This is a genomic window from Rhodoferax sp. EU05-FHT12H12 (assembly GCF_058791215.1).
The window spans coordinates 801,798-825,733 of the sequence record NZ_JBYTDI010000001.1 but is presented as its reverse complement, the minus strand read 5'-3'; the positions used below and the strand labels follow the sequence as shown (position 1 = coordinate 825,733).

General features: G+C 63.4%; 26 protein-coding genes. 14 read left to right on the top strand and 12 right to left on the bottom strand.

The features are described from left to right. Positions 1-11 precede the first annotated feature (11 nt). From nusB to AC3WS7_RS03815, 6 genes are all read right to left on the bottom strand, one after another. Positions 12-548 carry a transcription antitermination factor NusB gene (gene nusB, locus AC3WS7_RS03840; protein ID WP_296469787.1) on the bottom strand — a complete coding sequence of 179 codons (537 nt, stop codon included), beginning with the start codon at positions 546-548 and terminating at the stop codon, positions 12-14. Next, positions 548-1,015, bottom strand: coding sequence for a 6,7-dimethyl-8-ribityllumazine synthase (gene ribH, locus AC3WS7_RS03835; RefSeq protein ID WP_296469785.1), 468 nt, complete (start codon positions 1,013-1,015; stop codon positions 548-550). Before ribH ends, nusB begins: the two co-directional genes overlap by 1 nt. A 63-nt stretch (positions 1,016-1,078) precedes the next feature. Beyond that, positions 1,079-2,194 carry a bifunctional 3,4-dihydroxy-2-butanone-4-phosphate synthase/GTP cyclohydrolase II gene (gene ribBA, locus AC3WS7_RS03830; protein ID WP_296469782.1) on the bottom strand — a complete coding sequence of 372 codons (1,116 nt, stop codon included), beginning with the start codon at positions 2,192-2,194 and terminating at the stop codon, positions 1,079-1,081. Positions 2,195-2,402: 208 nt separating this feature from the next. After that, entirely contained in the window at positions 2,403-2,804 is a 402-nt protein-coding gene (locus AC3WS7_RS03825; protein ID WP_296469778.1) for an RNA-binding S4 domain-containing protein, read from the bottom strand. Between the two features lie 6 nt (positions 2,805-2,810). Next, positions 2,811-4,232: a sensor histidine kinase gene (locus tag AC3WS7_RS03820; protein WP_492655422.1), complete on the bottom strand. Its 1,422-nt coding sequence runs from the start codon at positions 4,230-4,232 to the stop codon at positions 2,811-2,813. Position 4,233: 1 nt separating this feature from the next. Next, on the bottom strand, positions 4,234-4,911 hold the full coding sequence (locus AC3WS7_RS03815; protein WP_296469772.1) for a response regulator transcription factor: 678 nt from the start codon (positions 4,909-4,911) through the stop codon (positions 4,234-4,236). Between the two features lie 84 nt (positions 4,912-4,995). On the opposite strand from AC3WS7_RS03815, the gene AC3WS7_RS03810 reads away from it, so the two are divergent. The 10 genes from AC3WS7_RS03810 to AC3WS7_RS03765 all read left to right on the top strand — a co-directional run bounded on the left by AC3WS7_RS03810 (position 4,996) and on the right by AC3WS7_RS03765 (position 15,440). Beyond that, complete coding sequence (locus AC3WS7_RS03810; protein ID WP_492655421.1) at positions 4,996-5,958, top strand: Bug family tripartite tricarboxylate transporter substrate binding protein; 963 nt, start codon at positions 4,996-4,998, stop codon at positions 5,956-5,958. Continuing rightward, positions 5,958-6,467 carry a tripartite tricarboxylate transporter TctB family protein gene (locus AC3WS7_RS03805; RefSeq protein ID WP_492655420.1) on the top strand — a complete coding sequence of 170 codons (510 nt, stop codon included), beginning with the start codon at positions 5,958-5,960 and terminating at the stop codon, positions 6,465-6,467. Before AC3WS7_RS03810 ends, AC3WS7_RS03805 begins: the two co-directional genes overlap by 1 nt. Beyond that, a complete protein-coding gene (locus AC3WS7_RS03800; RefSeq protein WP_296469763.1) occupies positions 6,467-7,975 on the top strand; it encodes a tripartite tricarboxylate transporter permease in 1,509 nt (502 codons plus the stop codon). The genes AC3WS7_RS03805 and AC3WS7_RS03800 overlap by 1 nt, the downstream gene beginning before the upstream one ends. 103 nt (positions 7,976-8,078) lie before the next feature. Next, positions 8,079-9,560, top strand: a complete 1,482-nt coding sequence (locus AC3WS7_RS03795) for a sigma-54 interaction domain-containing protein (RefSeq protein ID WP_492655419.1) — start codon at positions 8,079-8,081, stop codon at positions 9,558-9,560. Between the two features lie 164 nt (positions 9,561-9,724). Then, the gene (locus AC3WS7_RS03790) at positions 9,725-10,924 is read left to right on the top strand and encodes a substrate-binding domain-containing protein (protein WP_492655418.1); all 1,200 of its coding nucleotides are present in this window, start codon (positions 9,725-9,727) and stop codon (positions 10,922-10,924) included. A gap of 57 nt (positions 10,925-10,981) precedes the next feature. After that, positions 10,982-11,755 carry an ABC transporter ATP-binding protein gene (locus AC3WS7_RS03785; RefSeq protein WP_492655417.1) on the top strand — a complete coding sequence of 258 codons (774 nt, stop codon included), beginning with the start codon at positions 10,982-10,984 and terminating at the stop codon, positions 11,753-11,755. After that, positions 11,752-12,486: an ABC transporter ATP-binding protein gene (locus AC3WS7_RS03780; RefSeq protein ID WP_492655416.1), complete on the top strand. Its 735-nt coding sequence runs from the start codon at positions 11,752-11,754 to the stop codon at positions 12,484-12,486. The genes AC3WS7_RS03785 and AC3WS7_RS03780 overlap by 4 nt, the downstream gene beginning before the upstream one ends. Next, positions 12,483-13,466: a branched-chain amino acid ABC transporter permease gene (locus tag AC3WS7_RS03775; protein WP_492655415.1), complete on the top strand. Its 984-nt coding sequence runs from the start codon at positions 12,483-12,485 to the stop codon at positions 13,464-13,466. Before AC3WS7_RS03780 ends, AC3WS7_RS03775 begins: the two co-directional genes overlap by 4 nt. Positions 13,467-13,476: 10 nt before the next feature. Beyond that, entirely contained in the window at positions 13,477-14,550 is a 1,074-nt protein-coding gene (locus tag AC3WS7_RS03770) for a branched-chain amino acid ABC transporter permease (protein WP_492655414.1), read from the top strand. Beyond that, positions 14,547-15,440: an alpha/beta fold hydrolase gene (locus tag AC3WS7_RS03765; RefSeq protein ID WP_492655413.1), complete on the top strand. Its 894-nt coding sequence runs from the start codon at positions 14,547-14,549 to the stop codon at positions 15,438-15,440. Before AC3WS7_RS03770 ends, AC3WS7_RS03765 begins: the two co-directional genes overlap by 4 nt. 65 nt (positions 15,441-15,505) lie before the next feature. Here AC3WS7_RS03765 and AC3WS7_RS03760 read toward each other — a convergent pair whose 3' ends face one another. Continuing rightward, positions 15,506-16,291, bottom strand: a complete 786-nt coding sequence (locus tag AC3WS7_RS03760) for a TOBE domain-containing protein (RefSeq protein ID WP_492655412.1) — start codon at positions 16,289-16,291, stop codon at positions 15,506-15,508. Between the two features lie 44 nt (positions 16,292-16,335). Between AC3WS7_RS03760 and modA the strand changes: the two genes are divergently transcribed. From modA to AC3WS7_RS03740, 4 genes are all read left to right on the top strand, one after another. Beyond that, complete coding sequence (gene modA, locus AC3WS7_RS03755) at positions 16,336-17,103, top strand: molybdate ABC transporter substrate-binding protein (protein WP_492655411.1); 768 nt, start codon at positions 16,336-16,338, stop codon at positions 17,101-17,103. Positions 17,104-17,117: 14 nt separating this feature from the next. Further along, positions 17,118-17,801, top strand: a complete 684-nt coding sequence (modB, locus tag AC3WS7_RS03750; protein WP_492655410.1) for a molybdate ABC transporter permease subunit — start codon at positions 17,118-17,120, stop codon at positions 17,799-17,801. Continuing rightward, positions 17,798-18,895 carry a molybdenum ABC transporter ATP-binding protein gene (modC, locus tag AC3WS7_RS03745; RefSeq protein ID WP_492655409.1) on the top strand — a complete coding sequence of 366 codons (1,098 nt, stop codon included), beginning with the start codon at positions 17,798-17,800 and terminating at the stop codon, positions 18,893-18,895. Before modB ends, modC begins: the two co-directional genes overlap by 4 nt. Before the next feature lie 129 nt (positions 18,896-19,024). After that, complete coding sequence (locus AC3WS7_RS03740; RefSeq protein WP_296469729.1) at positions 19,025-20,653, top strand: GGDEF domain-containing protein; 1,629 nt, start codon at positions 19,025-19,027, stop codon at positions 20,651-20,653. Positions 20,654-20,696: 43 nt separating this feature from the next. Here AC3WS7_RS03740 and AC3WS7_RS03735 read toward each other — a convergent pair whose 3' ends face one another. The 5 genes from AC3WS7_RS03735 to AC3WS7_RS03715 form a co-directional block, all read right to left on the bottom strand. Then, the gene (locus AC3WS7_RS03735; RefSeq protein ID WP_492655408.1) at positions 20,697-21,338 is read right to left on the bottom strand and encodes a LysE family translocator; all 642 of its coding nucleotides are present in this window, start codon (positions 21,336-21,338) and stop codon (positions 20,697-20,699) included. Positions 21,339-21,363: 25 nt separating this feature from the next. Beyond that, positions 21,364-21,576 carry a SlyX family protein gene (locus tag AC3WS7_RS03730; protein WP_296469723.1) on the bottom strand — a complete coding sequence of 71 codons (213 nt, stop codon included), beginning with the start codon at positions 21,574-21,576 and terminating at the stop codon, positions 21,364-21,366. A gap of 33 nt (positions 21,577-21,609) precedes the next feature. After that, positions 21,610-21,972, bottom strand: coding sequence for a DUF1801 domain-containing protein (locus tag AC3WS7_RS03725; protein WP_492655407.1), 363 nt, complete (start codon positions 21,970-21,972; stop codon positions 21,610-21,612). Positions 21,973-22,731: 759 nt separating this feature from the next. Next, complete coding sequence (locus AC3WS7_RS03720) at positions 22,732-23,064, bottom strand: DUF6980 family protein (RefSeq protein ID WP_492655406.1); 333 nt, start codon at positions 23,062-23,064, stop codon at positions 22,732-22,734. A 361-nt stretch (positions 23,065-23,425) separates the two neighbouring features. After that, positions 23,426-23,914: a hypothetical protein gene (locus AC3WS7_RS03715; protein WP_492655405.1), complete on the bottom strand. Its 489-nt coding sequence runs from the start codon at positions 23,912-23,914 to the stop codon at positions 23,426-23,428. Positions 23,915-23,936: the final 22 nt, after the last annotated feature.

The following is a 23,936-nucleotide window of genomic DNA, read 5'->3' as shown; positions in this document are numbered from 1 at the left end:
GCTTGCGGACGTCAGGCCTTGCGGGGTTTCTTGGCCTTGTCGGCTTCCACTTCGGCGGCGCGCAGGCTGGGCGCCACGCCGTTGAGCACGCCGTTCACGTACTTGTGGCCATCGGTACCGCCAAACTCCTTGGCCAGCTCCACACACTCGTTGAGCACCACGCGCCAGGGCACATCCAGGCAGTGCTGAAACTCATACACACCGATCCACATCACGGCGTGTTCCACGGGTGAAATCTCGCTCCAGGGGCGGTCCAGCAGCGGAGCGATCAGCGCATCGATGGCTTCGCCTTGCGCCACACAGCCGTGCAGCAAGGCGTCAAAGTGGGCTGCGTCCGCCTTGTTGAATCCCGCCAGGTCGCGCGTGAACGGGTCGATGTCGTCTACGGCATTGCGGCCCACCAGGCTTTGGTAGAGGCCTTGCAGGGCAAACTCGCGGGCCCGCGTGCGGTTGGATTTTCCGGCGGCCTTGCGGGCACCCGTGGCTGTGAGCCCGGTGCGGGACTGGCGGGGAGGGCGCTTGGTGGCAGAGGAAGGGGTGTCGCTCATCAAATACTTTCCAGAAGGTTGGCCATTTCGACGGCTACACGGGCCGCATCGCGGCCTTTTTCGTCCTGGCGGGCAATCGCCTGGGGCATGTCTTCGGTGGTCAGGATAGCGTTGGCGATGGGCAACTGGTAGTCCAGCGCCACGCGCGTGACAGCGGAGCCGGACTCATTGGCCACGAGTTCGAAATGGTAGGTCTCGCCGCGGATGATGCAGCCCAGGGCCACCAGCGCGTCGTACTTGCCTTTTTCGGCCATGGCTTGCAGGGCCACGGGCACCTCCAGCGCGCCGGGCACGGTCACATGGTCAATGTCTTTGTCGGCCACGCCCAGGGCGAGCAGTTCGGATTTGCAGGCGGCGGCCAGCGCGTCGGTCACGCTGGCGTTGAAACGCGCCTGCACGATGCCGATGGAGAGTTTTTTGCCGTTCAAGCGGTCTTCGGTGGTGGTGCCTTTGTCTGCGCCAAACATAGTCAGAGTCCTTTCAAGTTGCGGACAGCGCTAAAGATCTGTCCCGCAAGGTTATGTGGTTGTTTACTTGCAGATGTAACCGGTGATTTCCAGGCCATAGCCAGTCACGCTGGGCATGCGGCGCGGGCTGCCCATCAGTTGCACCTTGTGCACGCCACATTGCAGCAGGATCTGGGCGCCAATGCCGTAGGTGCGCAGGTCGATGCGGCCACGCTCGGGCGCTTGCGATGCACGGGCGGTACCTTCAAACTGGGCCAGCAGCTGTTCGCCGGTTTCGCCGCAGTTCAGCAGTACCAGCACGCCTTTGCCCTCTTTGGCAATGTGGGCCAGCGCGGTGTCCAGGCTCCAGCTGTGCATGGAGCGGTTGATTTCCAGCGCGTCCAGCACCGACAGCGGTTCGTGCACACGGGCCGGCACCACGGTGTCGGCGGTCCAGCTGCCCTTGACCAGGGCCAGGTGCACGCCCTGGCCGGTGGTATCGCGGAAGGCGTGGGCACTGAACTCGCCGTAAGCCGTTTGCATGGGGCGCACGCCCAGCTTTTCGATCAGCGATTCGTTGCGGCTGCGGTGTTCGATCAGGTCGGCAATGGTGCCGATTTTCAGTCCGTGCTCGGCGGCAAACAGCTGCAAGTCGGGCAGGCGGGCCATGGTGCCGTCGTCCTTCATGATCTCGCAGATCACGGCAGCGGGCGTGCAGCCGGCCATGGCGGACAGGTCGCAACCGGCTTCGGTGTGGCCGGCGCGCATGAGCACGCCGCCGTCGACTGCTTGCAAGGGGAAGATGTGGCCGGGTTGCACCAGGTCGTTGGCCACGGCGTTTTTGGCGACGGCGGCCTGCACCGTGCGGGCGCGGTCAGCGGCGGAGATGCCGGTGGTCACGCCTTCGGCGGCTTCAATGGAGACGGTGAACGCGGTGCTGTGTTTGGTGCCATTGCGCGTGGCCATGGGGGGCAGCTTGAGCAACTCGCAGCGTTCGCGGGTCAGGGTCAGACAGATAAGGCCGCGGCCAAATTTGGCCATGAAGTTGATGGCCTCGGGGGTGACGTGGTCGGCCGCCAGGACCAGATCGCCTTCGTTTTCACGGTCTTCCTCGTCCACCAGGATGACCATGCGGCCTGCGCGCATGTCGGCGACGATGTCTTCAACCGGGGAAATGGGGACGGGGGAGAAGGCGGTCATGCGCAAGGTACTTTCAAAAGAGCGGTCCAACAAGGCCGTGCCGATGGCAGGCGTACCTCTCGATTATCGCCGCAAACCCCAAGCCAAGACCCTGCAGAGGGTTTCAGTGCCGGGCCGCCCCACGCGGCTTTGAACCGCCTGGCGCTCAGCCCTGCAAAGGAAACGCGCCCCTGGGGGCAGCGCCCCGCGCAGCGGTGGAGCGGGGGGCTTAGTCCACCGATGCGCTCCAGCGGTCACCCCAGCCTTTGTCCAGCGCACGGCGGTCCCGCTTGGTGGGGCGGCCGTGTTCGATGGTGTGGGCCGGTTCGGCGGCCAGGCGCTTGTGTTCGGCCATGTTGGCTCGTTTGGCAATGCTCTCGGGCGTCTCTTCGTACAGCTGTTGCGCCACAGATGCTGGGCCGCGCTGGTCACTGACCCCTTTGACGACCACGGTGCGTGGCACTTTGGCTTGCCAGATGGTCAACACATCCCCCACCCGGATGTCCTTGGAGGGTTTGATGTCGTGTTGCGCCATCTGCACGTGGCCCTTGTTCACCTCGTCGGTGGCCAGGGAGCGGGTTTTGAAAAAGCGCGCGGCCCAAAGCCATTTGTCGATGCGGGTGCTGTCCATGCGGGTTCAGGTGGGCGAAGTGTGGAGGGGCAATCGTACACAGGCATCCAGACCCACGCACAGGCCCTGTTCGTACAGGTTGGTGAGGGTGATGTTGCCGCCCAGCGCCTTGACCATTTCGCGCGTGATGGTCAGGCCCAGGCCGGAGCCCGAGTGTGCGTGGCCCGCAGCAAAGGGCTGGAACAGGCGCAGGCGCAGTTCGTCGGAAATGCCGGGGCCGCTGTCTTCAATGTGAAGCTCGGCCATGCCATCCTGCTGCAGCAGGCGTACGCTGAGGCGGCCACCCCGCGGGCTCAGGCGGATGGCGTTGTGCAGCAGGTTGCGCGCCATTTCGCGCAACATCCATTCGTGGGCATGTACCAGGCTGGCTTCGGTGCGAATGTCAAAGTCCAGGTCTTTTTCGGCAATCAGGGCCGACACGTCCAGGGCTACCGCACGCAGGGGCTCGGCCCAATCCATCGTAGAAAAATCCTGCTGCTGCTTGACCTGCTCCACCTTGGCCAGCGAGAGCATCTGGTTGGCCAACTGGGTGGCACGGTCCACCGTGGTCTGGATCTCTTGCAAGGCTTCCGTGGGCGGCACGTCTCCGCGCAGCGCGGACTGCACCTGCACCTTGAGCACGGCCAGCGGCGTGCGCAGCTGGTGGGCCGCGTCACGCACAAAACGTTTTTGGTGGTCCAGCAGGTGCTGCAGGCGCTGCATGACCTGGTTGGTGGCCTCGGTCAGCGGGCGTATTTCCAGTGGCAGGTGGGCGGCGTTGAGTGGCGTCAGATCGTCCTCGGGGCGCTGTTGCAGCTCGCTGCTCATGCGGCGCACCGGGCGCGTGACACGCTGGACTACCACCAGCACCACGGCGGTGATCACGGTGATCAGGATCGCCTGGCGCTGCAGCGTGTCGATCAGGATTTGTCGGGCCAGCGTACGGCGCAGCTCCAGCGTTTCGGCCACTTGCACCATGGCCATGGTGCGTTCGCGCCGTGTGGCCACAGGCTGCAGCAGCACGGCCACGCGCACCGGGTCGCCCCGGAAGCTGTCGTCGTAAAAGTCCACCAGGGCGGCGTAGGGCCCTTGGTTGGGCAGGGTACCGCGCCAGGCCGGTAGGTCTTCGGCGCCGTCCACCCACTGACCACTGGCATCGGAGATGCGGTAGCTCATGCGGCTGCGGTTGTCGGCTTCAAAGGCCTCCAGCGCAGAGTAGGGCACTTGCGCGCGCAGCCGCGCCTGCGGGCCGTCGCCTTCAATGTCCAGCAACTCGCCAATCGCCTTGGCCGAAGCCAGCAGTGTGCGGTCGTAGGCGGTGTTGACCGCGCCCAGCGCCTGGCGGTACAGGCTGACGGTGTCCACCACCACAAACAGCACGATGGGCAGCAGGATGCCCAGCAGCAGGCTGCGCCGCAACGACAAGGGGGCGTGGTGGCTGGGCGTCATGTCAGCCTTCGGCCTTGAGCAAATAGCCCAGGCCGCGCAGGGTGACCAGGGCCACGCCAGTGGCGGACAGCTTTTTGCGCAGGCGGTACACCACCACCTCAATGGCTTCAAACTGCACGTCCGCCTCGCCCGGAAACACCACTTCAAACAGGCGCTCCTTGCTCACCGCATGGCCCGGCCGGGCCATGAGGGCTGCCACCAGGGCCAGCTCACGCGGGCTCAGGTCCATGATCTGTTGGCGGTGGTAGAGCGCACCGCTGCTTTTGTCCAGCCGCAAAGCGCCCAGTTGCAAGTCCGGGCTGGCGCCGGGGCTGCTGCTGCCGTGGCGGCGGTAGAGGGCGCGCACCCGGGCTTCCAGCTCGTCCAGGTCAAAGGGCTTGGGCAGGTAGTCGTCGGCGCCGGCGTTCAGCCCCAGCACCTTGTCGCCCACGGTGCCACGGGCGGTGAGGATCAGCACCGGCGTGCCCAGGCCCTCGGCCCGCGCCGCTTTCAGGATGTCCAGGCCGTCGACCCCCGGCAGGCTCAAGTCCAGCACCACCACATCGGGTTCGGCGCTGCGCCAGTGGTCCAGCGCCAGGCGGCCATCGCTGCAGACATCCACCCGCATTTGCGCACGCACCAGGCTGCGTTGCAAGGTGGTATGCAGGGCGGGGTCGTCTTCGATGAGCAACAAGTGCATGGGGTTTTCCCTAGGCGTTTGGACAGCCGTTTGACAGGCTGGGCTCGCATCATAGGGCCTGCATTCAACACTAGGAGACATCCCATGCGTCGCGATACCTTTCTGAAGTCCATGGCCGTTTTGGCTGCAGCGGGTGCTTTGCCCCTGTCGGCCCGTGCCGCTGCCAACCTGAAGATGATGATCCCTGCCAACCCCGGTGGCGGCTGGGACGGCACAGGCCGCGCCTTGGGCAAAGCCCTGATTGATGCCAAAGCGGCAGACACCGTGCAGTACGAAAACAAGGGCGGTGCCGCCGGCGTGATCGGCCTGGCCCAGTTTGTCAACGCCGCCAAGGGTGACCCCAATGCCATGTTGATCACCGGCGCCGTGATGGTGGGCGGCATCATCACCGGCAAGCCCGCCGTGTCCCTGGACAAGGCCACGCCCATTGCACGTATCACTAGCGAATACAACGTGTTTGTGGTGCCTGCCGACTCCCCCCTCAAGACCATGAAAGATGTGGTCGCCCAGATGCAGAAAGACCCCGGCAGCGTGAAGTGGGGCGGCGGTTCGCGTGGTTCCACAGAGCACATCTGTGCCTCCATGCTGGCCACCAAGGTCAACGTGGACCCCAAGAAGGTGAACTACGTGGCCTTCCGTGGCGGCGGCGAAGCCACCGCAGCCATTTTGGGTGGCAACGTCACCGTGGGTGGCAGCGGCTACAGCGAGTTTGCCGAGTACATCACCGCGGGCAAGATGCGCGCGATTGGCGTGACATCCGAAAAACGCTTGCCCGGCATTCCCAACATCCCGACGATGAAGGAGCAGGGCTTTGATGTAGTGCTGGGCAACTGGCGCGCGGTCTACGGTGCCCCTGGCATCACGGCCGAACAGCGCGCTGCGCTGACCGAGATGGTGGTCAAGGCCACCAAGTCCAAATCCTGGGCCGAGGCCCTGGAAAAGAACGGCTGGACTCCCGCCGTGCTGACCGGCAAGGCGTTTGATGACTTCGTGGACAACGAGTTCTCCAGCCTGCGCGGTGTGATGCATCTGGCCGGCATGTTGTGATGCGTGCGGTGATCAAAGTGCGCCAGCAAACGGCGCTGGCTCTGGGGGTGCTCTTGATTGCACTCGGGCTGGCTGCCGGGGCCTGGGTTATCCCCTCCGAGGCAGGGTACGCGGGCGTGGGCCCGGATTTCTTGCCTTGGGTCGTATCCTTGGCGTTGTTGCTGTGCGGCGGCTTTCTGTTGTGGGAGTCCCGCACCGGTGGCTTTCGGGACCTGGACGCTGACGAAGACGAACCGCTACCTTACTGGCTAGGTTTTGTCTGGATGTCGGCAGGCCTGCTGGTTAATGGCGCCTTGATCACCACCATCGGCTTTATCTTCAGCTGCACCTTGTGTTTTGTGCTCGCCTCCCGCGGTGTGCGCATGTCGCAGGGGCAGCCTGCCGGGGGCGCACGCTCTTGGCTGCTGGACGCGGTGGTGGGAGTTCTCATTTCCGCACCGGTGTACTGGATGTTTACCAAGTTTCTGGCTATCAGCTTGCCAGGTTTGACGCAAAGCGGGTGGCTGTGATGGATATCTGGAACCAACTCCTTCAGGGTTTTATGACGGCGGGTACGCCCGTCAATTTGCTGTGGGCCTTTGTGGGCTGCGCGCTGGGTACCGCGGTGGGCGTGTTGCCCGGTATTGGCCCGGCTACTGCGGTGGCCATGTTGTTGCCCATCACCACCCAGGTGGAGGCCACGGCCTCCATGATCTTTTTTGCTGGCATTTATTACGGCGCGATGTACGGTGGCTCCACCACCTCCATCCTGCTCAACACCCCCGGTGAAACCTCCAGCATGGTCACTGCCATGGAGGGCAACAAGATGGCCAAAAGCGGGCGCGCGGGCGCTGCACTGGCCTCGGCTGCCATCGGCTCCTTTGTGGCTGGCACCATTGCCACCATCGTTGTCACGCTGTTTGCGCCGCTGGTGGCCGAATACGCGGTCAAGCTGGGCCCGCCCGAATATTTTTGCCTGATGCTGCTGGCCTTCACCACGGTGAGCGCAGTGCTGGGCCAGAGCACGTTGCGCGGGCTGACGGCTTTGTTCATCGGTCTGGCGATTGGCCTGATTGGCATGGACCAGATCACTGGCCAGGCACGCTACACCGGGAACATGCCTGAGCTGCTGGACGGTGTGGAAATCGTGTTGGTGGCGGTGGGCCTGTTTGCGGTGGCCGAGGCGCTGCATGCCGTGCTGTTTGAAGGCAAGGTGGTGGAGACCGAAAACAAGATGAGTCGCGTCACCATGACGGCCTCGGACTGGAAACGCTCCATCCCCGCGTGGATCCGCGGCAGCGCAATTGGTGCGCCGTTTGGCTGCATCCCCGCCGGTGGTACCGAGATCCCGACCTTCCTGAGTTACGCCACCGAGAAAAAGCTTGCCAAACCCGAGCACCGGGCCGAGTTCGGCACCAAGGGCGCCATTGAAGGTGTGGCTGGTCCCGAGGCCGCCAACAATGCCACTGTGACCACGGCGTTGATCCCGCTGCTGACACTGGGCATTCCGGTGTCCAACACCACCGCGGTGTTGCTGGGCGCGTTCCAGAACTACGGCATCCAGCCTGGCCCGCAGCTGTTCAGCAGCTCGTCGGCCCTGGTGTGGGCGCTGATCGCTTCGCTCTACATTGGCAACATCATGCTGCTGGTGCTGAACCTGCCGATGGTGGGCCTCTGGGTCAAGCTGCTCAAGGTGCCCAAGGCCCAGCTCTACGCCGGCATCCTGATTTTTGCGACGGTGGGGACCTATGGCATGCGTCAAAGCGCGTTTGACCTGTTCCTGCTTTATGCCGTGGGCGTGCTGGGTCTCGTGATGCGCCGTTTCAACTTCCCGACCGCACCGGTGATTGTGGGCATGATCCTGGGCCCTCTGGCCGAGGCCCAGCTGCGCAACGCCATGTCGATTGGTGAGGGCAGTGCCATGGTGTTCCTGCAGCGCCCCATGTCGGTGACTCTGCTGGTGGTGGTGGCTGCGGTGCTGGTCCTGCCACGGGTCTTCAAGCGAATTTCCCGCAAAAACATCGAAGCGATTGGGTAAGCCGGTTTCGGCATGAAATAGGCCTCTAGCCCGCGTGGATATTGCGCGAACAGCTCCTGAATTCATAGCAATTCAGGGGCTGTTCCTGCGTTAACATTGCCGCATGCCCATCTCTGACTCCCTGCCGCGCGACGCCCAGAGCATCCTGGAACTGGCAGCGCGCTCCATGTTTGCGCTGTTCTCCAGTGCGAGCGAAGGCATGATGCTGGTGGACCGCCAGGCCCGCGTGGTGTGGATCAACGAGCAGTACAAACGTTTTTTGCCGGCCCTGGGTTTTGAGCGTGAAGAAGACTTTGTGGGCCACCCCGTTTCCATGGTGGTGCACAACACGCAGATGCACCAGGTGCTGGAGACCGGCAAGCCCATCCTCATTGACCTGCTGACCAACCGCGCGGGCACCTTTGTGGTCAGCCGCATTCCGCTGCGCGACGCGGCGGGGCAGGTCATCGGTGCCTTGGGTATTGTGTTGTTTGACCACGCCGAAACCACGCTGCAGCCGCTGATCGACAAGTTCTCGCTGCTGCAGCGCGACCTGGACGACGCCCGGCGCGAGCTGGCCACCCAGCGTCTGCAGGCCCCGGGCCAGCGCCAGTCCAAATACACCTTTGCCAGTTTTGTGGGGCTGAGTCCGGCGGCGGTGGAGGTCAAGCGCCATGCGCGCCGTGCTGCGCTCTCCAGCAGCCCGGTGCTGCTGCTGGGCGAAACCGGCACCGGCAAGGAGCTGCTGGCCCATGCCATCCACGCTGCGTCCAGCCGGGCGCGCGGCCCTTTCATCAGCGTCAACATTGCGGCCGTGCCCGAGACGCTGTTGGAGGCCGAGTTTTTTGGCTATGCGCCCGGCGCCTTCACCGGGGCCGACCGCAAGGGCCGCGACGGCAAATTCCGCCTGGCCGATGGCGGCACGCTGTTTTTGGACGAGATTGGCGACATGCCGCAGGCCCTGCAAAGCAAGCTGCTGCGCGCGCTGCAAGAGGGCGAGATCGAGCCGCTGGGCTCCAACAAGCTGCTGCCTGTGAACGTACGTGTGATTGCTGCCACCTCGCGCGACCTGGCGGGCCTGGTGCGTGCGGGTACCTTCCGCGAAGATTTGTTCTACCGCCTGAATGTGCTGCCGATCCGTGTGCCGCCGCTGCGCGAGCGGCGGGCGGATATTGCGGCGCTGCTGGAGGTGCTGGGCGAAGACGTGGCGCTGCGTAGCGGCCTGCCGCCGCCTGAACTCACGCCCGAGGCACTGGCCCTGCTGGAAGCCCAGCCCTGGCCCGGCAATATCCGTGAGTTGCGCAATGTGCTGGAGCAGGCGGTGATGCGCAGCGAAACTGCCCGTGTGGAGGCCCATGTGTTTGCAGCGGTGCTGACTGAGTCCGGCGTGCAGCCTCTGCAGGCCGCGTTGCGCGTTCCCCCGGGCCCTGAGCCGGCTGCCAGCGTGCCGCCCGTGGTGCGGCCTTTATCGGAGCAAATCGCTGCGCTGGAGGCACAGGCCATACGCGACGCTATGTTGGCCCTTGGCGGCAACAAAGTGGCGGTGGCCAAGGCCTTGGGCATCTCGCGTGCCACCCTGTACGCACGTTTAGAGCTGTCTGAATAATAGGCATATGACTAAATTTCAGACGATGAAAATGTCTGAATATCAGGCATATTGTGGCGATTTATTGGTGTTGTTGTGATTTTCTTGAATGAAATCAATCACTTGCGTTTTGGCACGTTATGTGCAAATTGAACAATATCAAGCTACAACAACAGGAGACAGACATGCACCACCCCCGCTGGGCCGCCCGTGCCACGCTCATCGCAGCCAGCCTGTGCGCCGGCCTGATTTCTGGTGCTGCTTTTGCGCAGTCCAAAGAAATCAAGATCGCCCACATCTACAGCAAGACCGGCCCGCTGGAAGCTTATGGCAAGCAAACCCAGACCGGTTTCATGATGGGCCTGGACTACGCCACCGGCGGCACCATGACGGTTGCTGGCAAAAAGATTGTCGTGATTGAAAAAGACGACCAGGGCAAACCGGACCAGGGCAAGAGCCTGCTGGCCGCTGCGTATGGCGACGACAAGGTGGACTTGGCCGTGGGCCCCACCGCATCGCCCGTGGCGCTGGCCATGCTGCCCGTGGCCGAGGAATACAAAAAGATTCTGCTGGTCGAGCCCGCCGTGGCCGACTCCATCACCGGTGACAAGTGGAACAAGTACATCTTCCGCACTGGCCGCAACAGCAGCCAGGACGCGATTGCCAACGCCGTGGCGCTGGACAAGGCTGGTGTGACCATTGCCACCATGGCGCAGGACAGCGCCTTTGGCCGCGACGGCGTGAAGGCCTTCAAGGAAGCCATCAAGAAGGCCAAGCTGGTCCACGAGGAATACCTGCCGCCCGCCACCACCGACTTCACGGCCGGTGGCCAGCGCCTGATCGACAAACTCAAGGACCAGCCCGGCCGCAAGGTGATCTTCATCATCTGGGCCGGTGGCAACCCCTTCAAGATCGCGGACATGGACCTCAAGCGCCACGGCATCGAGATTGCCACGGGCGGCAACATCCTGCCAGCCATGGTGGCCTACAAGCAGTTCCCCGGAATGGAAGGCGCCGCTTATTACTACTTTGGCATGCCCAAGAACCCGGTGAACGAAGCCATGGTGTCGCGCCACTACAGCCAGTTCAAGGCTCCGCCCGACTTCTTCACCGCCGGTGGTTTTTCGGCCGCCATGGCCGTGGTCACCGCGCTGAAAAACAGCAATGGCGACACCAGTGCCAATACGCTGATCAAGACCATGGAAGGCATGAGTTTTGACACGCCCAAGGGCAAGATGACCTTCCGCAAGGAAGACCACCAAGCCATGCAAAGCATGTACCACTTCAAGATCAAGGTGGACCCGGCCTTTGCCTGGGGTGTGCCCGAGCTGATCCGCGAGATCAAGGCCGAAGAAATGACCGTTCCGGTTCGTAACCAGCGTTGATGTTCCGGCGGCACTGTTGCGGTGCCGCCTCTCTTCACCCCGACCAGCGGGGACCCTATGCTTGAAACCAAAGACCTCACGATCCGCTTTGGCGGCCACGTGGCGGTGAATGCTGTCAGCTGCAATTTCCTGCCTGGCACCTTGACCGCCATCGTCGGCCCCAATGGCGCGGGCAAGACCACGTATTTCAACCTGATCTCGGGCCAGCTGCAGGCCACGCAGGGCAGGGTGTATCTCAATGGGGTCAACCTGTCGTCCCTGAGCCCCTCGGCACGCACGCGGGCCGGGCTGGGGCGGGCGTTTCAACTCACCAACCTGTTCCCCAACCTCAGCGTACTGGAGAACGTGCGCCTGGCGGTGCAAGCGACGCAGGAAGGCAAGCACCTGCGCGGCCTGAACCTCTGGAGCATCTGGAGCGACCACCGCGCCTTGACCGAGCGTGCATTGGAGATATTGCAAAACGTGGCCCTGCGCGACAAACAGGAGGCCACCGTGGCCAGCCTGCCGCATGGTGACCAGCGCAAGCTGGAAGTGGCGCTGCTCATGGCGCTGGACCCCGATGTCTACATGTTCGATGAACCCACGGCCGGCATGAGTGCCGATGAGGCGCCTGTGATCCTCAATCTGATCCGTGCACTCAAGCAAGACCCGACCAAAATCATTTTGCTGGTGGAGCACAAGATGGACGTGGTGCGCGAACTGGCGGACCGCATCATCGTGCTGCACAACGGCACACTGGTGGCCGATGGCGATCCGGCGGACGTCATTGCCTCGCCCGTGGTGCAACAGGCTTACCTGGGCGTTGCGCCTGCCGACAAGGAGGCCGCATGAGCGCCGCCGCCAATAATTTGCTCACCCTTGAAGGGGTGCATACCCATATCGGCGCGTACCACATCCTGCATGGCGTGGACCTGGCAGTGCCGCGCGGCCAGCTCACCATGCTGCTGGGTCGCAACGGCGCGGGCAAAACCACCACGCTGCGCACCATCATGGGCCTGTGGCATGCGAGCCAGGGGCGTGTGGTGTTTGACGGCAAAGACATCACCGCCACCGAGACTCCGCAGATTGCGAGCCTGGACATTGCCTATGTGCCCGAAAACATGGGCATCTTTGCCGACCTGACGGTGCAGGAGAACATGCTGCTGGCCGCGCGCAAAGCCAAGCGTGCGCAGCACATCGATGGCGAGCGCCTGAAGTGGATCTTCTCGCTGTTCCCCGCGGTAGAGAAATTCTGGAACCACCCCGCGGGCAAGCTCTCGGGCGGGCAAAAGCAGATGCTGGCCGTGGCGCGTGCGATTGTGGAACCGCGCAAGCTGCTCATCGTGGACGAGCCCAGCAAGGGCCTGGCGCCCGCCATCATCAACAACATGATCGACGCGTTTGCCCAGCTCAAGCAGACCGGCACCACCATCTTGCTGGTGGAACAGAACATCAGCTTCGCCAAACGCCTGGGCGACCAGGTGGCCGTGATGGACGATGGCCGCGTAGTGCACGCGGGCGCCATGCAGGCCCTGGCCGAAGACGAAGCGCTGCAGCGCACGCTGCTGGGGTTGTCACTATGAAAAAGTTGGATTTCGACTGGAAGCCGTTGGCCCTGGTGCCGCTGCTGGCCGTGCTGGCCCTGCCCCTGGTGGGCTCGCCCAGCACCTGGCTCACGCTGACCGTGGCCGGGCTGGCCATGGGCATGATCGTTTTCATCATCGCCTCGGGCCTCACGCTGGTGTTCGGCCTCATGGACGTGCTGAACTTTGGCCATGGCGTGTTCATTGCGCTGGGCGCCTTTGTGGCCACCACGGTAATGGGGTCCATGGGAGACTGGACCGGCTCCACGGAGCTGTGGCGCAACCTGGTGGCGGTGTTCCCGGCCATGCTGGTAGCCATGGCGGTGGCAGGTGCGCTGGGCCTGGCGTTTGAGCGTTTCATCGTGCGGCCCGTGTATGGCCAGCACCTGAAGCAAATCCTCATCACCATGGGCGGCATGATCATTGGTGAGGAACTCATCAAGGTGGTCTGGGGCCCCGCGCAGATTCCGCTGCCACTGCCAGAGGGCATGCGCGGTGCGGTGCTGCTGGGCGATGCGGCCATCGAGAAGTACCGCCTCATGGCGGTGGTGGTGGGGCTGGCGGTGTTTGCTGCACTGGCCTGGGTGCTGGGTCGCACCAAGATCGGCCTGCTGATCCGCGCGGGTGTGCAGGACCGTGAGATGGTGGAAAGCCTGGGCTACCGTATCAAGCGCCTGTTCATCGGTGTGTTTGTGGTGGGCAGCGCGCTGGCCGGCCTGGGCGGCGTGATGTGGGGCCTCTACCAGCAGACCGTGACACCGCAAATGGGCGCGCAGGTCAATGTGCTGATCTTCATCGTCATCATCATCGGTGGCCTGGGTTCCACTGGCGGGGCGCTGATTGGTGCCTTGCTGGTGGGCCTGATGGCCAACTACACCGGTTTTCTGGTCCCCAAAGTGGCGCTGTTTTCCAACATCGCGCTCATGGTGGCCATCCTCCTGTGGCGCCCACAAGGCGTCTACCCCGTGGCAAACCGCTGAAGGAAACACCATGCTCACTCGCATTCTTTCCAACGACCTGCCACGCAGCCGCTGGCTTGCCTTGATCCTGACCGTGCTGGTGCTCGCACTGGCGCTCACACCGTTTATCTTCCCCGGCGTCAAGGCGCTCAACGTGGCGGCCAAGGTGCTGGTCTTTATCGTGTTGGTGGCCAGCTTTGACCTGCTGCTGGGTTACACCGGCATCGTGAGCTTTGCGCACACCATGTTCTTTGGCATCGGGGCCTACGGCATTGCCATTGCCACCACACGCCTGGGCGCCACCTGGAGTGCGCTGGGCGTGGGCGTAGGGGGGGCGCTGGTCGTATCGCTGTTGCTGGCTTGGCTCATCGGCCTGTTTTCGCTGCGTGTGCGTGCCATTTTCTTCGCCATGATCACGCTGGCGGTAGCCTCGGCTTTCCTCACCTTGGCTTCGCAGCTGCATGAATTCACAGGCGGCGAAGATGGCCTGACCTTCAAGGTGCCGGCGGTGCTGTCGCCCAGCTTTGAGTTCAGCGAAACCCCGTTCCTGGGGGCCTCGCTCGATGGTCGCTTGCTGTGCTTCTATCTGCTGTTCGCAGTGGCCACAGTGCTGTTCCTCGCGCTGCTGCGCATCGTGAATTCCCCGTTTGGCCGCGTGCTGCAGGCCATCCGCGAAAACGAGTTCCGCGCCGAAGCGATTGGTTACCGCGTGGTGGTGTACCGCACCATCTCCAGCATCCTCTCGGCCGTGTTTGCCACGTTGGCCGGTGCCATGCTGGCGCTCTGGCTGCGCTACAACGGGCCGGACACTTCGCTGTCCTTCGAGATCATGATGGACGTGCTGCTCATCGTGGTGATCGGCGGCATGGGCACGCTGTATGGCTCCATCGTCGGCGCAGTCCTCTTTCTGGTGGCGCAAAGTTATCTGCAGGACCTGCTGCGCGTGGGCAGCGAGGCGGCAGCCAGCTTGCCGTGGTTGTCCGCACTGCTGTCACCTGACCGCTGGTTGCTCTGGCTGGGCGTGCTGTTTGTGCTGTCGGTCTATTACTTTCCGACCGGCGTGGTGGGGCGCCTGCGGGCGGCCAGCCTGGGGAGCAAGTCATGAGTACCGCAACACCCACCTCCCACTACCTGCGCTGCGCGGGTTACGAAGTGCACTACACCGAGTGGGGCGCAGCCGATGCCCCGGTGGTGATCGCTTGGCACGGCCTCGCGCGCACGGGCCGCGACATGGACGAGCTGGCCCAACACCTGAGTCCACGATACCGCGTCATCTGCCCCGACACCCCGGGACGCGGCCTGAGCCAGTGGAGCCGCAAGCCGGCCGAGGAGTACTGCCTGCGGTTTTACGCCCGCCTGGCCGCGGATCTGTTGGACGCGCTGAAGATTGCGCGTGCCCATTGGGTGGGCACCTCCATGGGAGGGGCCATTGGCACGGTGTGCGCCAGCGGGCTGTTTGAGCCGCAGCTGCAAGGCCGCATCCAGAGCCTCACGCTCAACGACAACGCACCCGAGTTGGCCCGTGCAGCACTGGACCGCATCCGTGCCTACGCGGGCAAGCCACCGGCGTTTGACACCGTGCTGGAGCTGGAAGCTTTCTTCCGGCAGGTCTACCAGCCCTACGGCTGGCTCAGTGACGCGCAGTGGCGCCGCCTGACCGAAACCTCCACGCGCCGCCTGCCCGATGGCCGAGTGACGCCGCACTACGACCCGGCCATGGTGCAGCAGTTCACCGCGCACCCGGACGACTACCGCATCTGGGAGCACTACGACCGGATTCAGGTACCCGTGCTGTGCCTGCGCGGCGCAGAGTCCGATCTGGTGCTGCGCGAAACCGTGCAGGCCATGGCCACGCGGGGGCCCGGTGCTGCCGGGCGCTTGCAACTGGTGGAGGTGGCGGGCTGTGGCCATGCGCCAGCGCTGAATGTGCCGGCGCAGCTCACGCTGGTGTCCGATTTCATCGATGCGGCGCAGGCCGCAGCAGTCAGAATCTAAGCAAAATAGGGCGCTAGCCCGCGTGGATATTGCGCGAACAGCTCCTGAAATAGGAGCGATTTGGCTTAGCCCCCGACTGCCAGCACCACGGCCGCATCGTCAAACACCGCCACCGCGGCCTGGCCCACCTTGAGTTGCAGGCCTGGTGCGGCAAAACCCACCATCTGCAGGCCACAGGCCAGCGTCAGCACAATTTCGTCCCCCGCCGTGGAGCGCGCCAGCCGCGCGATCGTGCCATGCAGCCGGTTCACCGTGGCCACACCCGTGGCCGGTGCGGTCACCACGCTCACCGCCGTGGCCTTGGCCAAGGCCAATACCTCGCCGCCCACCGCCAGGCCCAGTAGCTCCGTACTTTCGCGGGTAATACGCGAGACCACCGTGCTGCCATCGCTCAGGCCCAGGCGCACCTGCATGGCGCGCCCGGCGCGCTGCAGTGCCAGCACCTGGCAGGGCAACTGGTTGCGCATGCTGGTGCGCAGGCCCAAGCCCGCTAGGCGCGGCGCCACGCCGTCCGCCGGGGCATGGCGCAGGGCCACCTGGGCCAACGCCTGGCGGCGCAGGGCGGCCAGGGTGTCGGCGGCTTCCAGCAGCTGCAGGCCGGTGGCTGTGAGCTGCGCGCCACCGCCACCACTGCCGCCCACGGTGCGCTCTACCAGTGGGGCGCCGGCCAGGTTGGTCAGCGTGTCGATGGCCTGCCAGGCGGCCTTGTAACTCACATCCGCGCCGCGCGCGGCTTCAGAAATGGAGCCGACTTGGCCGATACGGCGCAAGATGTCCAGCCGCTTGTCTGCCGCCTCGTGGCCCAGCGCACCGGCGAGCCCTGCGCCGCTCAAAGAAGGGGGAGATGTCATGTGGGCTATGCTACGCTATCCTTTTTTGGAATAACGATGTTTCCATGAACTTCCGGCAAAAAATTCTGCATGGGGCCCGTGTGCTGGCCCTGCTGGCCCCATTCGCCAGCGGCGCCCTGCATGCCGAAGAAGTCACCGTAGCGGTGGCTGCGAACTTCAGTGCACCGGTGCAAAAAATTGCCGTCGCCTTTGCCGCAGCCACCGGCCATAAGGCGACGGTGGTGGTGGGCTCCACGGGCAAGTTGTATGCGCAGATCAAGAACGGCGCGCCGTTCCAGGTCTTGCTGTCTGCCGACGACGAAGCCCCCACGCGCCTGGGCAAAGAAGGCTCCGCCGTGGCCGCCTCGCAGTTCACCTATGCCACGGGCCGCCTGGTACTCTGGAGCCGCCAAGCCGGAGTGGTGGACGACAAAGGCGAGGTGCTGCGCGGCGGGCGTTTTGATCACCTGGCCCTGGCCGACCCCAAACTGGCTCCCTACGGCGCGGCTGCAGTGGAGGCGATGACCAAGCTGGGCCTCGCGGCCAGCCTGCAACCGAAGCTGGTGCAGGGCGAAAGCATTGGGCAGGCTTACCAGTTTGCGGTTACCGGCAACGCCGCGCTGGGTTTTGTGGCGCTGTCGCAGGTGATGGTGGACGGCAAGATCCCCCAAGGCTCGGCCTGGGTGGTGCCTGCCGCCATGCACAGCCCCTTGCGGCAGGATGCCATCGTGCTGAACACAGGCAAAGACAAGGCTGCTGCTACGGCTTTCATGGCCTTTTTGCGCAGCGACGCCGCCAAGGCCGTGATCCGCAGCTTTGGCTACGAAGTCTGAGTTCACAAGCTCCCATGCCCCTCAGTCCCGACGACCTTGGCGCCATCTGGCTCACATTGCGTTTGGCCATCGTGACGACGCTGCTGCTCCTGGTGCTGGCCACGCCGCTGGCCTGGTGGTTGGCGCACACGGCCTCGCGCTGGCGCGGGCCGGTGGGTGCCGTGGTGGCGCTGCCACTGGTGCTGCCGCCCACGGTGCTGGGCTTTTATTTGCTGGTGAGCCTGGGGCCACAAGGGCCCTTGGGCCAGCTCACCCAAGCGCTGGGCTGGGGGCTGTTGCCCTTTACCTTTGCCGGGCTGGTGCTGGGCTCTGTGGTGTATTCGCTGCCGTTTGCGGTGCAGCCTTTGCAGCACGCGTTTGAGTCCATGGGCCGCCGCCCCATGGAGGTGGCGGCCACTTTGCGAGCCAGCCCGCTGGATGCATTCCTGACCGTGGCCGTGCCGCTGGCGCGCCCGGGTTTTGTCACCGCAGCGGTGCTGAGTTTTGCGCACACGGTGGGTGAGTTTGGGGTGGTGCTGATGCTGGGCGGCAATATCCCGGAGAAAACCCGCGTCGTCTCCACGCAGATCTACGGCCATGTGGAGGCCCTGCAGTACACCCAGGCGCACTGGCTCTCTGGCGGCATGGTGGTGTTTTCATTTGTGGTGCTGCTGGGGCTGGGTTGGCTCAACCCGCGTGGCAGCAGGCTGCGCCCATGAGCACGGGCAGTCACCATATCCGTCTGCGCCTGCCGCGCCCCAGCTTCACGCTAGATGTGGATCTGGCCTTGCCCGCGCGTGGCATCACCGTGTTGTTTGGTGCTTCGGGTTCGGGCAAGACCACCGTGCTGCGCTGTGTGGCCGGGCTGGAGCAGGCGGCGCAAGCCCATATCCGCATCCACGGCCAGCTGTGGCAAGACGACACGAGCGGCATTGCGCTGCCCGCCTGGCGCCGCCCGGTGGGTTATGTGTTCCAGGAGGCCAGCCTGTTGGCGCACCTGGATGTGCGCGGCAACCTGGCCTACGCCCAAAAGCGTGCGGCCAAAGCCACGGGTGCCCGCCAGGCCCTGCTGGCACTGGACACCGCGATTGATTTGCTGGGCCTGGCGCCGCTACTCACGCGCGCCACTGCCGATTTGTCCGGCGGAGAGCGCCAACGGGTGGCGATTGCCCGCGCGCTGGCCACCCAGCCCGAGCTGCTGCTGCTGGATGAACCCCTCGCCGCGCTGGACCCGGCACGCAGGCAAGAGGTGCTGCCCTGGCTGGAGCGGCTGCGCGACGAGCTGCACATCCCCATGCTCTACGTCACCCACTCGGTGGACGAGGTGGTGCGCCTGGCCGATACCCTGGTGGTGTTGGCGCAGGGGCGGGTGCAGGCCAGCGGCCCGGCAGCGCAGGTGCTGTCCCAGGTGGCCGTGCCGCTGCGCCTGGGCGACGAAGCCTCGACCCTGCTGCATGCCCAGGTGGCCGAGCAGGATGCCCGCTGGCACCTGGCCCGGCTGGCGTTTGCCGGGGGCAGCCTGTGGCTGGCGGACGCCGGGCTGGCCGTGGGCACGGCGGTGCGCTTGCGCGTGCTGGCGCGCGATGTGAGCCTGGCCACCCAAGAGCCGACGCACACCAGCATCCAGAACGTGCTGCCCTGCACCGTGCTGGCCATTGCTGACGACAGCCACCCCGCCCAGGCCTTGGTGCAGTTGGGTTGCGGCCCGGACCGCCTGCTGGCGCGGGTGACCCGGCGCTCCGTGCACACACTGGGCTTGGCGGTGGGGCAGCCGGTGTGGGCCCAAGTCAAGGCGTTGGCCCTGGCCAACTAATTAAGTAAGAAAAATTTATTAAAAAACGAACGCAAATTCACCCGTTTGGGGGAGTGACAGCGGCGGTGGACGGGACTACGCTGGGACCTATCTTTTTGATGCACTGCAGCACCATTTCCTCCACTTCCTATGCCCGTTTGCGCGCCACCCGACTCCTCGGTGCCTGTGATGCAGGTGCTGCACCAGGCCCAGCTGGCGCTCAAGCACGGCGATGTGACGCACAGCCTGGTGCTGGCCAAGGCTGCGCTGGCGCGGGCCCAGTCGGCGCACGACCTGCCCACTGAGGCACGGGCTTTGCTGGCTTTGTCGCAGGCGGACCGCATGGTGTCGCGCTTTCGGCGGGCGCAAGAAACCGCGCAGCGTGCGGCTACCCTGTTCCAGATGTGCGAAGACACCCGTGGCGAAGCCGAAGCGCTGGCCACCTTGTCGCACACCCTCAGCGTGATGGGCCACAGCGAAGAGGGCGTGGAGGCTGCGCTGCTGGGGCTCAAGCTCAATGCCGATGCGCCGGCACTCTCCCAGGCGCTCTCTTACAACTACCTGGGCGTGGCCTATGCCCATGGTGGCAGTTTTGACCGGGCCGATGCCGCCTACCGCACAGCCATTGGGCTGCTGGAGGACAGCGGCCACTGGATGGAGGCCTACCTGCCACGTGTGAACCAGCGTGCCATGGAGGTGAGCCGCTGCTTTTTTGACCGCTACTACCAGGGCCACCTCTCCGGACTGGAGCGCCTGGCCGACCTGCGCCACACCAGTGCGCGCTCGGCCCAGGTGGCCCCCAATTTGCTGGTGTTTCAGGGGGCCTACCTCAAGACGCAGGCCATGCTGGGTTTGGGCGATGGTTTTGAAGCCTGCTGGCTGGGCGACCTGGCGGTGGCCCAAAGCCATGCCGACTTCGCCCAGGCCGCCGAAACCCGGGGCGACCCCAACCCCTCGGTCACCTTGATGGAGCTGTGGCTGCGTGCCGAAATTGCCTGGGCCGCGCAAGACTGGCCCTTGGCCGAGTACCACTGCCACCGCATGATGCAGCTGGCCATGTCCATCGACCACGAACACATGGTCGGTATTTCTTATCTGCTGCTGGCCCAGATTCTCACGGCACAGGGCAAAGAACGCGCCTCGCAAGCCCAGCTGCGCGCACTCAAGCAGCGTGAAACCGATCTGCGCCATGCCGCCTTGCAGCAGCGCGAGGAGCGCATCGAGTGGCAGTTGCAAGCCCGCGCCAGCCGTGCCACCGCCCGCCGCCTGGCCCAGCACGCCCAGCAGCTGGAGCAACTGGCCATGGAAGACGCGCTCACCGGCCTGTTCAACCGACGCTACCTGGAGCGCAGGGTGCCCGAACTGCTGCGCAAGGGCGTCGACCGGGGCCTGTCACCGGCCATGGCCTTTGTGGATGTGGATTACTTCAAGCGCATTAACGACCAGTACTCCCACCAGGTGGGCGACGCCGTGCTGCAGGAGCTGGGCCATATTCTGCGCAGCTTTGTGCGCGAAGGCGATGTACCCGTGCGCCTGGGCGGCGATGAGTTTGTGGTGGCCTTTGCGCATGTCGACGAGGCAGCCGCCCACGGGCTGGCCCAGCGCATCCAGGATGCCGTGGAAACCCACCCCTGGGCCCGCCTGCGCCCCGGGCTGTGTGTGAGCGTGAGTGTGGGCGTGGCCGGTGCCCAGAGCGGTGACAGCCTGCAGAGCTGGCTGCACCGCTGCGACCTGGGCATGTACGTCGAGAAAGACACCAGGCATAAAATCCTGGGTTAGCCCCCGCAGCTGCTGCGCCAGCAGCTCCTGATTTGATAGCGTTTCAGCTCTTGGCGCCCACCATCAGTGCGGCAAAGCCCACAAACACCCCACCCGTCAGCCGGTTAAACGCGCGCATCACACTGGCCCGCTGCAGGTAGCGCGCCAATTGCTTGCCGCTGGCGGCGTACACAAAGTACCAGCTCACCTCCACCACCGCAAAGGTGCCCAGCAAAATGCCAAACTGCGGCAGCTGGGGCAGCGCCGGGTTCAGGAACTGGGGAAAGAAGGCCGCCGCAAACAAAATCGCCTTGGGGTTGCTGGCCGCCACCAGTGCGCCCTGGCGGTACAGCGCCCAACTACTCAGCGCAGCGCCCAGGTTGCCGCCCTGGGCCGAAGCATCGGCCGGGTCGCTCTCTTGCACCGGGCTGCGCCACACCTGCACGCCCAGGTAGGCCAGGTAGGCCGCACCGGCCAGGCGCAGCGCGTCGAACACCGCGGGAAACGCCTGCAGCAGCGCACCCAGCCCGGCGGCCGACAGGCTCAGCATCAGCATCAGCGAGGTCATGCAACCCGCCATGCTGGTCACCGCGCCACGCAGGCCCTGGCGCGCACCGGTGCTCATCACCAGCAGCATATTGGGGCCCGGCGTGGCCGACACCACAAACGTCATCATCACAAACAGCCACCAGGTATGCAGGCTCATGGGTTCAATCCTTGGGTTGAGTGGTTTAGTAATGGGGCGGCAAATCGTCGCGCAGATTGCGCGCGGTGGCCGGTTCGCTGGCTTGCTGGCGCAGGTGCGTCAGCTCCCGTACCAGCAGGTCAATTTGCTCCTGCTGGCGAACAATGATTTTGTCGAGCTGGTCCAGCGCATCTTCGGCAAAGCTGGCCTTGATCTCCAGCTCGGTGAGGCGCTGCTCGGTACGTTCAGTGGTATCCATAGAACCCTATTGGACACCATGCGGGGCCTGTTTTTAGCCGGCGCTCTGCGCCGCGGCCAGCGCCAGTGGCAAATACTGGGCCAGCTTCTTGTTCTTGATGTCGTCCAGCGACATGAGCTTGAGGTGCCTGCGCCCCTTACCCGCACCTTCCAGGTGGCCATGCGCATCGTCAATGCGCGCTCCATGGCTGAACTCCACTGACACATGCCCCTTGTACGCAAACACCCCGCAGAACGGCACCCCGGACGCAAACAGAATTCCGCCGTACTTCACTTCTTCCGCGATGGGCTTGAAGCTCTTGTTGACCAAGGCGCGCACCGCTTCCACGACGGCGTAACGTTCTTCGCTTACGAGGCGGATGTCTTCGAGCAGGGTTGGGACGGATTTCGTCGGCATGGCGGTGTAGGGGGGGCGCATTCAGACTGAAAACGGCCATCTGAGGCCATTAAACCGGTTGAATCCGCCCCGTTGAGACGCCTTTGTCAATTCGTCCATACGGTGGCGGTTTCATGGATGAAAAACTGTGCGTGGTTTTCCTTGCACCACAACTCAAGCTCCGTTTTTAGAGTGGGCCACAGCTCTACCGCCCAAGAGGGGGCTCGACTCCGCCAAATCTCTTCTGTTGGCAAATAGGCGGAAAGCACCGCCATGGGAAGCTCAAGAACAAAAATCCCACCTGGGCCGGTGCAAACCAACTCCTCTTTCCATCTTGGCTGAAATTTGAACATCGCGGTAAGGATATTTGCCTATGGGAAGGTCTAGTGAAGTACCTACTGTGGGGACGATTTTCGCTGTCCGCTTCCGCAGCCTAGCGGGGACGTCAAAAGACTGATAGCAGACTTCTGATCGCTCCATTAAAACCAATGTTGTCGCATATCCGACAGGAATGCCGTTGTGATTGGATAGCCAGAATTCGAGCCAATAACTGAATCGATTCCACAGCTCGGGCACAGCGCAGTTGTTCCCAAATCGAGTTGTTGGTCTTCTGGCGCATCTAGCGGAAAGTCCACCCAGTCAGTTATGGTCACTGGAGCGAAGATGCTCAAGCAATAAAAACATCCACAGACGGAACTAGCCAACACCTCCATTCGATGGCTTGAGCAATGACTGTGTGCGGCAATGATGTCGTTCATAGACTGAAAGCGGTCAAAACACTCACCAGTTATGTGTAAGTAGTTCAGCGGGGATTGGGTCGCCCCAAGTACTCCATCCGTGCTCTGCCAACTTCTCAAACCATCTATCTCGTCGAGATGGTGGGAGCTTAGAGCCACAGAAAGGACAATGATTTATCTGCAGAACTTCGGCCGAAGGCTGACAAATCAATCCGTATTCGTCGAACACTGGCGACCAATAGATTCGCTTGTCAGTTGAACCCAGCAGAGGACTTTCTGCTGCCGGAAAGGACATGTTGCTTTGCTCCGACATGTCCGGGCAGCAATGATCTTTTACATGCGTAGGTTCATCAACTAAGACGAATGAAAATGTCATATTGCGGCTAGGTGAACTATGGATTGGGCAATGTTATCGACACTTGAAATGTCAGATTCTGCCGAGTATTGGAAGAAAACAATTCATAGTTTCCGGCGCATTCGGTGAAAGCCATGTCGGATGAGGAAAATACCCAGAGCAGACACCAAGCGGCAAAAAGCAACAGCAACGCAGCAAGTGAAAAGAAGCTTAGCCTGACAACGGATTTTCGGTGCATTTGTAATTTCATAAGGCTGCCTCAGACTGACTGCAGACATTCGGTGCGCTCCGAAGCAGTCCTCAACGTGGAAGTCAGGGGCAGCCGGAGCGAAGCGGAGGGAACCACAAGCGCAGCTTGTGGCTGTCCCGCTCGACTGCAGGGTTATGCGGCTTCACGTTGCCACCGCTTAATAAGGCGGGGATCCCGCGCCGTACCCGGCCAGAGGTACACACGGTATAAATCCTCGGCAGGCTCCCACTCGGATTGAATGGTGCCGATACCACCTGCCACGGACAAGAGTTGAAATGTGCCGGGTTTCACTGAGATTCGTGGTGCGTCAGGTAGATAGCCGGTGCAACCCATGACGACGAGCTTGCCTGATGGGATGTTTATTGAGGCTTCAACTGCATTGTCCCAAGCAGACAAATCGATCTCTGGCGATTGATCAAGAACTTCAACTTCTACTGATACATCCACGTTTCGCAGTGTGCCGGGACAGATTGCGGAGTGACCAACTGCCAGCATTCTGCTTAAAGCATCTTCCGTCCAGATAACAGAGAAGTCATCTTGAGAGCCCTCATCCATGAGCACGAACTGAAAGTAATCTGCAAAGACTGTGAATCTATGCACCGGCACGCTCTCCTGACGCATAACGTTGAAGGCAACCGGACCG